Raw genomic sequence first — 16816 nt, forward strand, 5'->3', positions numbered from 1 at the left:
CTGCAACAGCGTGCTGTAGTGTAAATATTCTTAGAGAACGACTCTTACAGTAGCGCCATCTTTGATGGCGTATTTTTTTTCCTGACCGTTCTGTGTTACGATTATCTGCAATTTGCCTGCACCTGCCCTCATCACTTTCAGATCGAATACATGCCCGAAGGAGTGGATATTCTTCAAAGACATTGTGTTCCATTCAGCAGGTAATTTGGGGCTGCAATCGAAGCTGTTGAACCCTGCAGGACGCATACCGAATACACCTTCCGTGAAGATGCGGCAATATAATCCGCTCTCTGCTGAAAGATGGCGCTGATTCCCTTCGGGAAAAGCTTCCACCGGATAGGGCACGTGCTCTCCCAGCAATCTTCTTCTTGAATAATACTGTAAGAACTCAAGCGCCTTCTGTGTTTCGCCGGCAGCAAATACACCACGAAGCGCATAGAGCGTAGACCGGTCCCAGAATGTTTTGTTGCCTGCAAGTGAAGCGAGCCCGTCTTCCGTCCAGAGGCGTTTAGAGAAAAGCGCCGCAATGGTTCCCTCTTTTCTGTCGAAGATGTCAACAGTGAGAGGCCCGCAGATCCAGGCGCGGAGCGTATCATTTCCTTTGTAGTAACGATAGGTATTGAAGCCTTCCACAGTTGCACCAAAATATTTTTCGATATTGGCGCGGATATTCTTCTCACGAATTGCGTATTCTTTCAGTTGCTTCGCTGGAAGTGAAAGTGATTTGCCGAGCATACCTGCGGAACGCAATGCATCGTAATACAAAATGCTTGTGTGAAGGTTGGCATCACCTGCGGGAAATCTTCCTTCCAGTTCATCGCTGTTGCTCGCAACAACACCATCTGCGTTGATCTGACGATGCAGGTATTCGAGACACCATTCGATCAATGGCCATAGAACCTTTGCCGAGTCTGCATTTCCGTTGGCAAGCGCGTAGCGGCCTGCGCCGTAAGCGATCATTGCCATATCCCCCCTGTCGCGCCTTCCATGCCAGATGCCATCTCCTTCTGCAATGATGGAACTGGGGATTGGTTTGTAATCAGGATTCATATACTTCGCAAACCAGCGGTATGCATTCATCGCAGATTTGTTGCCTACATCATCCCCCAGAAACGAAAAGAATGGATTGATGTACTCCGCCTGATCATTCGCCCAGATAGCGGCATAGTAGCGCAATCCACCGGGACCATGCATGTAACCTCCTTTGGTGAGAAAAATGCTTTCAGTGCCACGGAGTTTAGCAAAATCAAATGCTGTGTTCAGCAAAGGATCGGGTGTTTCCAGTATCAGCTTTGAAGAGATCTCTTTCACTCTCGCTTTTCTTGCAGCGAGCTCATCATCGGCGGAGAATTTCACTTCGGGTCTGTCTGCACTTGCTGCAGAATAGGCAATCACGAATGTAACGGACTCGCCGGGTTGCAATGTTTTCAATCCTTCATTCACTGTTGTTATGAAGAAGCTATGCTGATCGGGTGTGTTGCGTTCTTTGGCAGGTTTCACTTCGCGGCGCAGATACTCCATCTCCACTTTCAATGGCTGCTTGCCTGCATTGGTGAATTCCCACTGCTCCAGCGCAAGCGGCTGCTTCACCGATGGGAACAGGGTTCTGCGCAATTTCACGCCCTGATCTTTTCCGATGGTGCTGTTCACCTGCATAATGCCATGCTGGCTGATGCTGGTCACCTGCTCCTGCATGGGCGTGTTTATGCTTGCATTATACACGCCGTACCGGAAGAGTTTATCGTTGATGAGAAATCGAGGAAGATCATTGTCGGTTACGTTGTAGGTCATGCTGGCGAGCGTGCGCACAGGCAGTAACCTGAATGTAGGGAACACCATGGTGCGATCGAGAGTAGCGCGGCCGGAAGTATCCACGCCGTATTGCACCCAGAGCGAAACTTTCTCCCCGCTCATCTCGATATGATCGTTGTGCGGAAGACGGTTATCGATGGTCCAGTTGATGCTGCCATCGGGTTGAATCGCCCATCTGTCCTGTTGTACAGCAATCGGCGGCTGGGATTGAGCAAAGAGGGCAGCCGGAAATAAAAAGGACAACCCCAGTAATTTCAGTGAATTGGTTTTCGTCATACAGTTGAGTTGCAGTGATAGTAGCAGGTTTCAGTAACTTTTGCTAAATTATCTGATTAACACTGCATATGATCAGGGTATCCTTGATGCAATTACCCAATTATTCAACAATTCTGGCATAGGGGTGCAAGGCATCATTTTTTGTTGGAATATTATGCAAAGAAGTAAACTCTTTCAGCTCATGAAATCCTTGCCATTGACCACCTCACTGCTTGCCGGTTTAGCTGCAACAGCTACAACTGCCGCCATTGTTTTTTCCATCGCTGCCGGCCCAATGCCTGCATGGGAATCGAAGTTTGTAAAACAATTGCCGAACGGATCACTCGAATATGCTCCGGATCAGCAGGGCAATATCATTCCCGACTTCAGTGCAGTTGGTTTTTATCACGGTGATAAAGCCATTCCTGTTATTCCTGTTGTGACAACTATCAGTCCTTCGGATAATGCCATGCAGCAGATCCAGGAAGCCATCGACAAACTATCTGCCAGGCAACCCGATGCCAACGGATACCGTGGCGCTATTCTGCTGAAACGCGGCACCTACAATATCCCCGGATCGATCTTCATCAACGCCAGTGGCATTGTGCTGCGCGGAGAAGGCAATACGGAAGACGGAACAAAACTGATTGCACTGGCTCCCACTCAGAAACCACTGATCGATGTAGCAGGGAAAGGTATGCTGAAAGAAATTGCCCGTTCACGCGTAGCCATCACAGACAACTATGTTCCTACAGGCGCTAAAAGTTTCAACGTGGAGGACGGATCCAAATTCGCCAAAGGCGATAAAGTGATCATCTATCAACCTGCCAATGATCAGCTGATCACCGATCTTAAAATGGATCAGATCGTTGAAAGGCCCGGCACCAAACAGTGGAGCGCCAATCAATACAATCTCAGCTTCCAGCGCGAAGTGGTGAGTGTGAAAGGAAATACCATCGAACTGGATAACCCCGTGATGCTGGCCATCGACAGCAAATACGGAGGTGGCTATCTTTACAAATATACTTTCGACGGACGCATTCAGCATGTAGGCATCGAGAACATCTACTGCGAATCGCCCGCCAGTTCCGACACTGCGGAGAATCATGCATGGGATGCAGTATCGTTCGACAAAATCGAGAATGGCTGGATCACTAAAGTAACCGCTCGTTACTTTTCTTATTCCTGCGTTAATCTCAGCGGATGGGCAAAGAACATAACAGTATCGGACAGCCGCTGCTTCGATCACAAAAGCAAAATCACGGGAGGCCGCCGTTATTCGTTCAACAACGATGGACAGCAGAACCTCATCATGAACTGCACCACTTCCGATGGACGTCACGATTACGTAACCGGCGCCAAAACACTCGGTCCGAATGTATTCACCAATTGCTCCTCAGACATCACGCATGCAGATATCGGCCCGCACCATCGCTGGGCTGTTGGAACGCTGTACGACAATATCACTACAGACGGAGAGATCAATGTGCAGGATCGCGGAAACTATGGAAGCGGCCATGGTTGGGCAGGCGTAACGCAGGTGCTCTGGAACTGCAAAGTGAAAGCAGCTGCTGTGCAGAGCCCATGGGTAGCCGGAAAGAATTACAGCATCGGTACCACCGGCCGTCAGGCAGAAGGTCGATTCAAAGACAGACTGCCGGGAGAATGGGAAGGGCTGAACAAGAGCGGACTTCAACCTCCATCATTGTACAAGGCACAGCTGGAAGCAAGACAGAAAAAGAAGTAACACATCCATACTCATCAAGAATACAAGTTTACATGAAACGTTTTCTATTATCAGGGCTTGCCGCTCTTTCAACATGCAGCGCTGCGATTGCGCAAACCACTCCTGCACAGACAGAAGCTATTGTGCGGAAGGTGGCGGACAATATCATTCGCAGTACCAGCTTTAAATTCGTGAACAGCAAAACCGGTGAAACCTTTGCCAGCACTAAAGGGAAGGATACATCGGGAAACGTAAAAGCAGACAGCAAATTCAATAAATGGATGTATGTGAATGGCGTACTTACCGTAGGCATGGTACGCATGACTGAGGTACTGAAAGATCAGGCCTATCTCGATTATTCGAAGAAGAATTTCAGTTTCATTTTCGATAACCTCGATTATTTCAAAAAACAATACGATGCAGGAAACAAGAATGTAGAGTATCGTCCGGTTTTCAGAATGGGTTCACTGGATGATTGCGGTGCAATGGCGGCCGGTCTGCTCGACCTCTACCCTGCCGACAAGCGTGCAGATTACATGGCTTATCTCAAACGTGTATCAACGCATATCATCGAAAAGCAATCTAAATTTCCTGACGGAACCCTCGCCCGTACTGGCCCGCGCAACATGACCCTCTGGGCAGATGATCTCTACATGAGCGTTCCCTACATTGCGCGCATGGGCAAGTTCACCGGAGAACAATCCTATTTCGACTTCGCCATCAAACAGGTTGAACAGTTCAACAAATACATTTACGATTCTGCCACTGGTCTCTACTTCCATACATTTTACAATGATGAGAACATGAATGGCGTTGCACATTGGGGCCGCTGCAATGGATGGGTAGCGCTGGCGCAGGTGGAGCTGCTGAACAATCTCCCTGCGAATCATCCGAAACGTCCGGAGCTGATCAGATTGCTGCAAAGGCAGATCGTTGGATTCTCCCGTTACCAGGATATCGATGGCATGTGGCATCAGCTGGTAGACAAACCGGATTCTTATGCAGAAGCATCCGTAACGGCGATGTATGTGTATGCAGTAGCGAAAGCAGTGAATGAAGGATGGATCAACAAGCGATTCATCTCCATTGCACAGAACGGCTGGGATGCACTGGCAAAGAAGGTTACAGCAGATGGACAGGTAGAAGATATCTGTATCGGCACTTCGGTGGAAGAAGATATCCGTTATTACTACACCCGTCCCAAAGAAACGAATGATACGCATGGGCTCGGCGCCTTCCTGATGGCAGGTGCAGAAATGCTTCGTGCAAAAGATAAGCTGGTCGACATCAACAAACGTCGCTAGTTCCCGGTAGATTTTCGAACAATCAATTTTGAGTTGAGCATGATTTTTTCATCTGAAAAATTCATGCTCTTTTTTTCGAGTGTTTTGAAGAGCAGCGCTGCTGCTTCTTTTCCGATCTCGAATGCGGGTTGCGTGATGGTGGTGAGTGATGGATTCAGCCAGGCAGCTGTTTCGAGATTGGAGAAACCCAGTATTTTGATGTCTTCAGGAATCTTCAGTTTCAATTCTTCGCAGGCCTGATAGCTAAGAATGGCGAGCTTTTCAACAGATGCGAATATTCCGTCGGGTCTGTTCTTCTTCTTCAGCAGGTTTACAATGGCTTTGTAATTGGCTTCATTGTCGTTGGCGCTGCATTGCAGCACCAGTTTCGGATCGTGTGGTACACCTGCTTTTTCGAGGGCTTTCAGATATCCATCCATGCGTTTGCTGGCAATGGAAAGATTATTGGAGATACTCAGGTAAGCGATCTTTCGGCATCCTCTTTCTACCAGGTGTTCGGCAGCCACCATGCCACTCTCGAAATCGTTGGTGGTTACTCTTCCGCTGTTCAACGTTTCACAAACACGATCGAAGAATACGATGGGCACACCGGTTTGCTTGAGATCGTTGAGGTGATCGAAACTGCTGGTTTCCCCTGAAAGGCTTACCAGTGCTCCGTCTACGCGACCACTCTGCAAGTGCCGGGCAATAGATTCTTCTCTGCTGAATTGTTCGTGAGTAAGATAAATGAGCACATGATATCCTTTTTCCTGCGCAATGCTTTCGATGCCATTGATGGCCAGTGCAAAAAAGTTATTGGCGATTTCGGGAACCACCACAGCAATGGTTTTGCTTTTCTGTTTACGCAGACTGCTGGCGTAAGGATTGGGCACATAATTGAGTTTACGTGCCAGCTCAAAAACCCGCTGTTTGGTTTCGGCACTGATCTCGTAGCTGTCGCGCAGCGCACGGGAAACAGTGGAAACTGCGAGGTTGAGTTCTTTCGCCAGTCTTTTCAGGTCAACATTTGGCATGGTAACAATCGTTGAAATGGTTGTTCCAAATATAAAAAATTGGGCGGTTTCGGAAACGATTCCGGAAAATTTCCGGCAGACAGGCATAAAAACAGCCTGTCGGAAACATAAAGTTTCTGACAGGCTTCGAATTACACATTAGCAATATTTGGCCTATCTCAGCAATGCGGTGGCGCACCAAAGAATGGGTGCCTGCCCGTGCATATCGCCGGTGATCCTTTTACGGTCGAGATAGTATTGGCGATCGTTCTTTTTATTGGTGCCTTCGCACACTTCGGTGATCTCTCCTTTTTCGTTGAGGTAGCTGATCAGTCCTAGCCATGCTTTGCGGGCTGCTGCCTTGTAAGCGGGGTCGGTGAGCCATCCTTCCTTCACGCCGGTGATCATCGCAAAGGCGAACATGCCGGTTCCGGATGTTTCAGACCAGGAGTCTTCGCCGTCGATCAGCTGACGCCAGGTACCGTTGGGAGCCTGGTACTGCAACAGCGATTTCATCATGGTGAGGTATCCTTTCATGATGCGTTCGCGGTTTGGATTGTTCTTCGGCAAAGAGCGAAGCAGTTCGGCCATACCAACAGCCATCCATCCATTACCACGACTCCAGTAGTAAGGCACATCGGGAGCATGATAAAAAAGTCCATTTGGTTTCTGCAAAGAATCGAGGTACATCACCATTTCATTGGCGGCCCTGTCGATATATTTTTGATCGCCGGTAGCACGATAGGCCTGTGCCTGCACTGCCGTGATCATGAACATATCGTCGATCCACATGCGCGTTTGCCAGGTAAACCCTTTTGCATAGAAATTATGACTTTCAGGTTTTACCCTTGGTCCTTCGGGAGGCCCCCATTGTTTGTCGGCAAAATGCTTTCCCATATCGAGGTAGCGCGCTTCTTTGGTTTGCATGTACAGTTCAAAAGGAACAGCGCCGAACACCGTATGATCTACGTGATCGGGTATGGGAACCAATGAATCTTCATTGCCGAACAAAGGCTCAAAGCGGATGGCCAGCTTTTGGGTCAGCTCCTTGTCTTTACTCACTTTGGCAAAAGTGAGAGAGCCATACCATGCGCAGATCTCCGGATAAGAGATCCGCACCGGCGGTGTTGGTTTGCCGAAATTAGGATGCGGGGTTACCACAAACAGCCCGGCAACTTTTTTACCGACCTCCCTGGGTGATGCGCCCTTCGGCCAATTCTTCAAATCGGTATCCTTGCCGGATTGTGCAGCCAGGGGACCGGCCGCAGCAATGCCAAGCAAAGAAATCATCAGGTACCTTGAAATACTTTTTCGCATAATCGTATAGTTTAAAAACTAGTTCCATCCGGGGAAGTAGATACTGTTGTTGTACTTCTCTCCTTTTGTATTGTCGATCTGGCTTTGCGGAATCGGCCTCACCATATGTTTGGCCTCGATATTTTTCGCTGCATCGTTGTTGTGAAGCGCGATGCGCGGGATCAATGTTTTGGTTCTCACCAGATCCCACCAGCGGGTGTTTTCTCCCAGCAGTTCGCGCGTACGCTCATCGAGCAGGAAATCCATGGTAGCCTGTGCTGCCGTGATCTCCATTGCTGCTGCATTGCCCGAGGGATAAGCAGCTCTTCTTCTTACCACATTGATGTAGTCTGCTGCCTCCTGCGGCCTGCCGGTGAGTATGGCAGCTTCTGCTGCCAGCAGATAGGTTTCTGCAAAGCGGAATACGATCACTGGTCTCACAGACTGATCGTTCAGATCTGCACGTTTGTTATCGAAGTATTTTTTTACTGTTGGTCCGAGTGCGGCATCCCAGTTTCCTTCGCCGAGCAACAAATAAGGCGCTGCTGCAATCTCAGCCGCTGTTACTTTTCTGCCGGGCATGTAGATGGATGTATCGCCTTTCTGCCTGATCCTTGGCTGACCGGGCTGTGCCCATGCCGGAGCACCGGCAGGTAACGGATTCGGCCATACGAATTTCTGATAATCAGGTGCACTAGGAGAATTTGCATACCATACCGTCTGGAATGTTTTCGCATAGCGGGTATCGTTGGTTCTCTCTTTGAATGCCGTATCGGTTGTCCATTTTGTTGGGATCACACGGATGTACGGGCGGCCATAGGCCATGCTTCTGATCATGGTCGGGCGTCTTTCGTACTGTCCCACAAACATATGGTTCATCACATTGTCACCGAGTGTGCTGTTGTTTGGCCCATTGTAAGTGTAGTTGGATGTATGTTGTACATTCCAGAGTACTTCCTGATTATTCTCATTGCCTTCTTTGAAAACATCACCAAAATCCTGCAGCAGATCAACACCTGCGGCATTGCGATCGTCGATCACAGCTTTCAGTGTGAGATAAGCATTCTCGTTATCGTCTGGTTTTGCAGCAGTAGTGGATGCGCGATATAACAGCATTCTTCCTTTCAGATGGCGGGCCGCTGCTGCATTGGCTTTGCCGGGAAGCAGGCCTGTGCTTTTGGGGCCGGGTTGAAGATGCGGAATGGCTTCGTCGAGGTCTTTGAAAATAAGATCAAATGCCTGAGCCAGGGGATGGCGCGTTGCTGTGGTAAGTGCTTCCGTATTGAAATTGGTAGTTACCGTAACATCGCGGAAGAACTGAACCAGGGTGGAGTAATAGAGTGCGCGCAGAAATTTAGTTTCGGCCTTTACCCTGTCTTTATCTTCCTGCGGCATATCAACTTCGTCTACGAACGAAAGTACACCATTGGCTGCATTGATATAACGGTAGCATTCTCTCCAGACCGTAAGGCAATTGCCCTGGCTTGAAGTATAACCGCTGGCGTAGTTGTTGATATCGGCATTTCCATCCTGCCCTTTTCTGAATTCGTCTGTACCGCCTACCAGCAGCACAAAGAGATCCTGGCTTCCCCATACATATCGGGTACCGCCATATACTGCATCGAGCCCTTTCTTGACACCTTTTTCCGTTTTGAGAAATTCCGGAGTGAGAAAAGACTTGGGCTCTTCATCCAGCATTTTGTTGCAACCGGCACCCAGCATAGAAGCCGCGAGGCAACCGGCTATGATATATTTTTTCATAACTCTTTTTTTGTGTTTTAGAATGAAACCCTGAGACCAAAGATGATTGACCAACTTGGAGGCGTATCTACATTGAGTTGCCCGCCAGTAGCCGGATTATCTGCACCACCACCGGTTTCGGGATCCAGTCCGCCGTACGTATTACGAACAAACGGAGAGAAGAAGATGAACGGATCTTCAACGGTGCTGTAGAGTTTCAGGCTTTTCAGTCCGAATCTTTTCAGCAGGTTGGGTGCAAAAGAGTAACCCAGTGAAATGGTTCTGATCTTCAGATAACTTCCGTCGAAAATGCCCAGCAGTGCATTGTTCTGGGTATTGGTTCTGTCGGCATTGGGTTTGGGATATTCATTCTCCCCATTGAAAGGCGTCCAGTAACGTTGCTTCAGGTTGTTGTATGTTCCCTGATAGGTATTGGCAAATCCGCCACCATGCAATGTGCTTCTGAACAGGCTGCCCCATCTTGCAAATGCAACAACGGTGAGATCCCATCCGCCGTATCCGATACGGTTGGTGATACCGCCCTGCCATTTAGGTTGGCTGGAGCCAAGGATCACGCGGTCATTGTCGTCCAGTTTACCATCACCATTCACATCTGCTGTGCGGATGGTACCGATCACGGAACCTGAACCTGTGAGCGTTTGTTTCAGGCGTGCTGCTTCGGCAGAATCGCCTTTGGTATTTTGCCAGATGCCGAGTTTCACTCTGTCGTAGATCACACCGATCGGCTCACCTACAAACCAGTTGTTGCTCACATCTTTCGTAACACCTTCATTCAGTTTCGTGATCTTGCCACGGTTGATGAAGAAGTTGAGATCGGTTGACCAGCTGAATGAATTTCTCGATTTGGCAATGATATTATTGGTGCTGATGGTGATATCGATACCCTTGTTCTCGGTTGCACCTACGTTGCTCAGAGAAACGTTCTGAATGCCTGATGTAGGAGGAAGCGTCTGAGGCAGCAACAGGTCGCTGGTCATCTGCTTGTACAGGCTCACTGTACCGCTGATCCGATTATTGAGGATACCGAAGTCCACCGCCACTTCAGCAGTAGCCGTGTATTCCCATGAGAGATTGGGATTTTTTACACCTGCGAGATAAGCGCCGGTTGTGAATACGTCGCCGAAGTTGGTAAGCAATGGATTCAGCCTTGCCATTGTCTGGTATGGACTGATCGATGCATTACCAACCTGACCATAAGATGCGCGGAGACGCAGGTTGTTGATGGCATTCACTTTGAAGAATTTCTCGTTGTGGATATTCCATGCAACGGCAACAGAAGGGAATGTCTTGAATTTATTGCCCGGTGCGAGTCTCGATGATCCGTCTGTACGAACCGTACCGGTGATGAGATAACGATCGTCGTAGCTGTAGTTCAGCCGCCCCATGTAGCTCACGAGTGCCCACTGGCTCCAGCTTCCGTCGCCGGCAGTGTTGATGCCATACACGGGATTGAAATATTCGAGCGCATCATCGAGTACATCGTCGTAGGCGAAGTCTGTGCTCTGACTTTTTTGTTCCTGCACACTGTACAGACCGGTGAACTGAATTTTATGTTTGTCCGAAAAAGTGCGGTCGTAGTTGAGGATATGCTCCAGCGTGAAGTTGGTGCGCTGATCGGTTTCATTGGCAGCTGAAGATGGACCACCCGAATTGTTGGTGGTTTTGCTGGCAGCGAAACTACCGTAGGTTTCATTCATCAGCTCGGCACCGGCATTGAAACGGTAACGAAGACCCTTTACCAGTTTGTTGAGGTTTACATCGAGGTAAAAAGTGTTGAATGAATTGAGGCGTTTTCTTCTTTCAGATTTTGCGCCGGGAAGAAAATCGGCCAGCGGATTCCACACCTGTGCTGCACTTCCGGGAACGAAATCATTGCGGAGTTTTCCGTTCTCATCGTAAGGAGAAACCATTGGCGAAGCACGAAGTGCCTGTCCCATCGGGTTGATGCTTCCTCCCATTGTATTGGCAAAAGTGTTCAGTGAGCTGAGCCCGATCTTGAAGTTCTTGCTGAGTTGCTGATCTACACTCGCTTTGAGTGAGTAACGATCGAAACCCTGACCTGGATATACACCGGTCTCTCTGAAGAAACCACCGCTGAGTGCATATTGTGTCTGTTCTGAACCGCCGGTAACACCTAACTGATGTTCGGTGGTCATACCGTTCTTGTACACAAGATCCTGCCAATCTACCGTACCACCTCTTTTAATGATGTCGAGCTCTTCTTTGCTGAATTCTTTCTCGATGATCATGGGATCATCCGGACCAGAATAAATGCGATTGCTCTTATCGTCGAAACGGCCGTTGTAGTAAGCCCATTTTTTGAAGTCGTAGAACTCCTGAGCGTTCATCATTTTGTAATCGCCACGGCGACGCGATGTTCCGGCGTAGCCGCTGTAACTGATCACAGGCTTACCTGTTTTACCACGATGTGTACTGATGAGGATAACGCCGTTTGCACCACGCGATCCGTAGATGGCAGTGGCAGATGCATCTTTCAGCACTTCCACTGAACTTACATCGTTCTGGTTGATATCGTTGAAGCCGCCACTGAACGGAATTCCATCCACTACAATCAATGGCTCGTTACCTGCACGTACAGAACGGGCGCCACGGATGAGGATGCTCACACCTGCACCGGGTTTGCTGTTGCCGTTGATCTTCTGGATATCGATACCGGCAGCGCGGCCCTGCAGCGCCTGTGCGAGGTTGGCAGTAGGAATGTCTTTGATGCTTTGCTCGTTCACAGAAACCATCGAACCGGTAACTTCAGATTTACGGCGTGTACCGTAACCAACCACTACCACTTCATCGAGGTCTTTTTTATTCTGCATTTCGATCTTCAACGCCTGTGCGTTCTGACCGATTTTTATTTTCTGTTCAACGAACCCTGTGTAGGAAAATGAAACAGTGGAGCCGGCAGGCGCTTCAAAACTGAAGCTTCCGTCAGTGCCGGTGATTACTGATTTCTCTCCGATGAGAATAGTTACGCCTTGCAGCGGTTCGCCGCGCTGGCTGGTAACCACCCCTTTAACGGTGACCATTTTTTGCTCCTGAGCCAGCATAGGCTGCGAAAGCAGCAGTGCCGTCAGAAAGCAGGTGAGGGCAATCACATGCCGGAGCATGTTCTGCCACTGCATTCCGGATCTGTCCGGATAAGAATTTTGACGATTCATAATAAGGCAAGTTTTACTGGAACAATAGGTTTGAGAGCAGTCATAAAGCAGGTTGTGCAGGTGCTCTTAATTCATGGCGGACGTTTACAGTGATTACTAAGTTGGTTTTTGGGCATACAGCATACATTAATGGTGAATATATTTTACCGGTGAAGTAGCGCTGAACCGGTTTTGGGAAACTTTTATTTTTTTGCCATCACTCTTTTCTACCCGCACGAGTGCAGCAGCGTTTCCTTCCACTTTGTTTCCGGTGATGGTGGCTTTGTTCACCTGTTCGAGCCTGATAACCGCTTCTGCTCCGGTGGTGGAAGGGATATCGCAATTGGTGATGGAAATAGCATCGCCGTCTTCGCAGATGATGGCCGGGCGAACATCATTACTATCAAGCGTAAACGAAATTCTGTTCAGCTTTAATCCTTTTACATGCCTTGCCCAGATACCGTAGGCAGGTACGAGCGGACCGAAAGTTTTTACCTCAGGATATTTGTCGATGGCTTCGGGCACTACCTGCCTCGAATGGGCAGCATTGCCGCCTCCGGCCAGTTTGATGGAGATATTGTCGAGCGTAACATTGGAGATGTAATGTCCGGGAACACCCGTGATGAGTATACCCGATGGCGGTTTCAGTTGAGCATCCGCAGCGGCTTCAGCCTTCACATTTCTGATCACCACATTTTCAAAAGTGCCGGTTGGCTGCTGTACATCTTTCCCTTTTCGGAAAACACTCAATCTGGAACCGAGCCTCAGCAGAATAGGAGTTTTCACATTCACCATGGTGATATCGCTGATCTCCACATTGCGCAGGTGCGCTCCATCAACGGTAAGCAGTTTGATGCCACCATTGTTAGTGTTGTAGATATGGCAGTTGCTGATCTTGATGTTCTCGAAAGGCGCCATGGATTCGGTGCCCATCTTGATGGCGCCGTGCCCGCTCTTCAACCGCAAACCCGTAACTACAATGTCTTTGCAGGCCATGGTGCTGCTGGTTGTTTTGAAGCAGAGCGCATCGTCTCCGCTTTCGATATCGCAATTGCTGATGCGCACATTCTGACATCCGTCGATATCCATTCCGTCGTTGTGTGCTACACCATGACTGATGATTTTTACATCCTCAATGTGCAATCGATTGCACTGAAAGTAATGAGAAGTCCATGCTGCAGAGAACATTAATTTTACGCCCTGCACCCTCACATTTTCACAACGAACCACGCGAAGCAGGAAAGGTCTCCTGCCCCATCGTTCTCCTTCGGGACGTGTATCGGTTGCAATCTGTACTTCTTTCAATTGTTTGCCCTGCCCGTCGATAGCGCCTTCGCCTTCGATGGCAATATTTTTTGCATCAACGGCTACCACCAATGCCCAACCGACATCCACACCCAACCCATCGGTGAACGGATCGAGGTTTCTGTAATCGTTTACATTGGTACTGCCGACAATAACAGCATCACGTTCCAGCATCAGTGTAACATTGCTTTTCAGCGCGATGGTACCGGTAAGGAACCTTCCAGCAGGAACAATTACTTTTCCTCCGCCTGCGGAAGAACAACTGTCTATTGCACGTTGAATGAATGTTGAATTGAGCGTAGTTCCGTCACCGGTAGCTCCAAAAGATTTGATGTTAACAGCGAGTTGCCGGGCATGCAAAAGATGGCCCAGGCATATGGCAGCAATCACTAAAATGGCAGTTCTCATGAAAGCAAATAATTTGTCTCCGGAATTTTAACCAGTTCAGCAAGCAACTAACACAATAATCCGCCTCACGGATGTAACCGGATTGACCTTTTATTAAGCTTTATTAGCAGGGGACTGCACTCCGCGCGCCAAAAACAGTCAAAAATCAATATATGAGCCGCAATAAGCCGCAGGAAATGTTGCTTGTACGCAATAAAAAACCGCTCCCGGAGGAGCGGTCAATAATATTGGCGTCTGTTGTAGATGGACTATTTCGATGCTGGTCCGGCCCAGTTATCAGTACGGAATGGTGCCACCGGTAATCCATCCAGATTATACAGATTGGTGATCACATAATCTTTGAACGCATAACGGATAGCCACAGGTTTTTTCACCTGCTCTGCTTTTGCATGAACACCATCAGGCGCAAGCCATGCTGTAGCCGGATAAAACTGCTGATCATCCCCTGCTATTTCAAATCCTTTGATGGCTTCATTGTAAGACGTGAGCCCCATCGGTGCATTGTCGAAATTCAGTTTCACTGTATCGGCTGCAATTTTCATGGCTTTGTAAACAGGGTTGGCATAAGAGATGCCGGATACCTTGTAAGTCTTGCCCAGCGCGAGATACGCCAACCTCCTGCCTACTACGGATTTATTGGCAGGATGGATGGTAGTGGAATCACCTGCATCCATGCACACCGCCATTCCTGCATCAGGAATATTCTTCAAAGCCAATTCCTGCGCTTCGCGCATATAAGGAACAGTCTCACCTGCTTTCGGATATTTGAATGGCGCCAGTTGTACAAAATAAAATGCCCATGGATTGCCTTTCCATTCTGAACGCCAGCTGCGCACCATCGATGGCATCAGCTTTTCGTAACGCGCATATTCTTCCTTGTTAGATTCTCCCTGATACCAGAGCATACCTTTGATGGCAAAGCCTGCCAATGGATGGATCATGCCATTGTACAATACCGCCGGATGATTTTTTGTGATCACAGTTCTATGCGGAGCCCATTTCGTTTCCGGGAATTCCTGCAGATTTTCTTTACTCATCCAGCCCTGGATCGGAGTTCCGCCCCATGTTGCCTGAATAATGCCTACGGGCACTTTCAGTTGCTTTTGCAGGATCTTCGCAAACTCATATCCCACTGCACTGAATTCACGTGCGCCCTGTGGCGCTGATGCTTCCCAGTTCGCCTGCACATCACTCACGGGTTCGATTGTATTGGTGCGCTCTACACGAAAGAGCCGAAGGTTCGGAATATCAGATTCAAGCACTGTCTGCTCTGCACCAATGATGGGTTGATTTCTGAACCCTTTCACCGGCATTTCCATATTGCTCTGTCCAGAGCAGAACCAAACCTCTCCGATGAGTACATTGGTTAACGTTACAGGTTTGCCATCGCTGATAGTAACAGTATACGGACCACCGGCTTTCGGCGTCTGCACTTCTACTCTCCACTGCCCGCCTGCATTGGCGCGTGTCTGATAAACTTTTTTATCCCAGCTGGTTGTTACAGTGATCGCAGCATTGCCAGCTGCTGTTCCCCAAAGCGGCGCTTTTGTCTGCTGCTGCAATACCATATTGCTGCCAATGATGGCCGGCAGTTTCAATGCAACTTTCGGCAGCGCAAACATTTTATCGTGCATATGTTTGCTTCTGATCAGCGCTTCGAGGTAGTAATAATCTGCATAGTTGAGCGGCACATCCACTTCACTGTTGCCGGGTTTTGATCCGGTGCTGTGCAGCAGCAAAAATCCTTTGGCCTCACCGATTGGAGCGCGATAACTGTTGGTAAGGCTTGCGAGAATAGTATTGGCAGCAGCCGTATATGTCGCTGCATTTTTGCTGTAGTTGCTCAATTCGTACAACCCTGATGCAATCACGCCTGCAGCCGATGCATCTCTCGGTTCATTTGGAATGCCCGGTGCATCGAAATCGTAATAAGGCACTTTATCTTTCGGCAGTCGCGGATGATCGAGAATATATTTCGCGATATGCTCAGCCTGTTCCAGATATTTCTTATCGCGTGTAAAGCGATAACACATCGCGTAGCCATACAGTCCCCAGGCCTGTCCACGGCTCCATGCAGATTCGTGGCTGTATCCCTGATGCGTATTCTTTTTCACCACATTGCCGGTTGTTGAATCATAGGCAATCACGTGATAAGAACTATAGTCGGGTCTGAAATGATTTTTCATAGTGGTATTCGCATGCGACACGGCAATGCGATAGTAAGCCGAGTCTCCGGTGAGTTGCGTAGCAGCGAAGAGCAGCTCGAGGTTCATCATGTTATCGATGATCACTGGGAAGTCCCACTTGTCTTTGCTGTGATCCCAAGAGCGGATACATCCAACAGTGGGATTGAAGCGGCTGGCAAGGGTTCTGGCCGATTCGATGATCACTTCTCTGTAATGCGGATCGTTGTTGAGCCGGTACCCCTGTCCGAATGAACAGTACACCTTGAATCCCATATCGTGTGTTCCTGCATTGGTCTTTTCTCTTTCGATCAGTGCAGTATATTCCGTTGCTCGATCTTTCCATTGCTGTTTGCCGGTATACTCATAGAGAAACCAGAGAACGCCGGGCCAGAAGCCGCTGGTCCAGTCGCGGCTCGCCACCATTTTCAACTGGCCATGCTCAAGCGTTCGTGGCGATACCAATTCAGACTTGCCATTTCTTGCAGCAGGAATTTCCCTGAGCATCACTTCCGTTTGTTTTTCTGCATCAGCAAACACAGTGCTCACATTTACGCTCTGTGCCTGCGTTGCAGCGCATATGGCCATACCTGCCAGCAGACTGCTTACGTGTTTCATGATT

At 48.8% G+C, this 16816-nt stretch carries 9 protein-coding genes; 2 read left to right on the top strand and 7 right to left on the bottom strand.

What is annotated here, in order from left to right:
- Positions 1–30 precede the first annotated feature (30 nt).
- Entirely contained in the window at positions 31–2088 is a 2058-nt protein-coding gene (locus HHL16_RS15025) for a hypothetical protein (protein ID WP_169426000.1), read from the bottom strand.
- 181 nt (positions 2089–2269) lie between these two features.
- Between HHL16_RS15025 and HHL16_RS15030 the strand changes: the two genes are divergently transcribed.
- Both HHL16_RS15030 and HHL16_RS15035 read left to right on the top strand, forming a co-directional pair.
- Complete coding sequence (locus HHL16_RS15030; protein WP_169426001.1) at positions 2270–3814, top strand: hypothetical protein; 1545 nt, start codon at positions 2270–2272, stop codon at positions 3812–3814.
- Between the two features lie 32 nt (positions 3815–3846).
- A complete protein-coding gene (locus tag HHL16_RS15035) occupies positions 3847–5097 on the top strand; it encodes a glycoside hydrolase family 88 protein (protein WP_169426002.1) in 1251 nt (416 codons plus the stop codon).
- Here HHL16_RS15035 and HHL16_RS15040 read toward each other — a convergent pair.
- The 6 genes from HHL16_RS15040 to HHL16_RS15065 form a co-directional block, all read right to left on the bottom strand.
- Positions 5094–6110: a LacI family DNA-binding transcriptional regulator gene (locus HHL16_RS15040; protein WP_169426003.1), complete on the bottom strand. Its 1017-nt coding sequence runs from the start codon at positions 6108–6110 to the stop codon at positions 5094–5096. The two genes, HHL16_RS15035 and HHL16_RS15040, sit on opposite strands and share 4 nt — an antisense overlap.
- Positions 6111–6263: 153 nt before the next feature.
- The gene (locus tag HHL16_RS15045) at positions 6264–7406 is read right to left on the bottom strand and encodes a glycoside hydrolase family 88 protein (protein ID WP_169426004.1); all 1143 of its coding nucleotides are present in this window, start codon (positions 7404–7406) and stop codon (positions 6264–6266) included.
- A gap of 18 nt (positions 7407–7424) precedes the next feature.
- Positions 7425–9146 (bottom strand): RagB/SusD family nutrient uptake outer membrane protein, encoded by a 1722-nt coding sequence (locus tag HHL16_RS15050; RefSeq protein WP_169426005.1) that lies wholly within the window; start codon positions 9144–9146, stop codon positions 7425–7427.
- A 17-nt stretch (positions 9147–9163) separates the two neighbouring features.
- Positions 9164–12319 carry a TonB-dependent receptor gene (locus HHL16_RS15055; protein WP_169426006.1) on the bottom strand — a complete coding sequence of 1052 codons (3156 nt, stop codon included), beginning with the start codon at positions 12317–12319 and terminating at the stop codon, positions 9164–9166.
- 126 nt (positions 12320–12445) lie between these two features.
- Positions 12446–14011, bottom strand: coding sequence for a glycoside hydrolase family 28 protein (locus HHL16_RS15060; RefSeq protein WP_169426007.1), 1566 nt, complete (start codon positions 14009–14011; stop codon positions 12446–12448).
- 248 nt (positions 14012–14259) lie between these two features.
- Positions 14260–16812, bottom strand: a complete 2553-nt coding sequence (locus tag HHL16_RS15065; protein WP_169426008.1) for a sialate O-acetylesterase — start codon at positions 16810–16812, stop codon at positions 14260–14262.
- Positions 16813–16816 lie beyond the last annotated feature (4 nt).

The organism is Pseudoflavitalea sp. G-6-1-2, from assembly GCF_012927185.1.
GTDB lineage: Bacteria > Bacteroidota > Bacteroidia > Chitinophagales > Chitinophagaceae > Pseudobacter.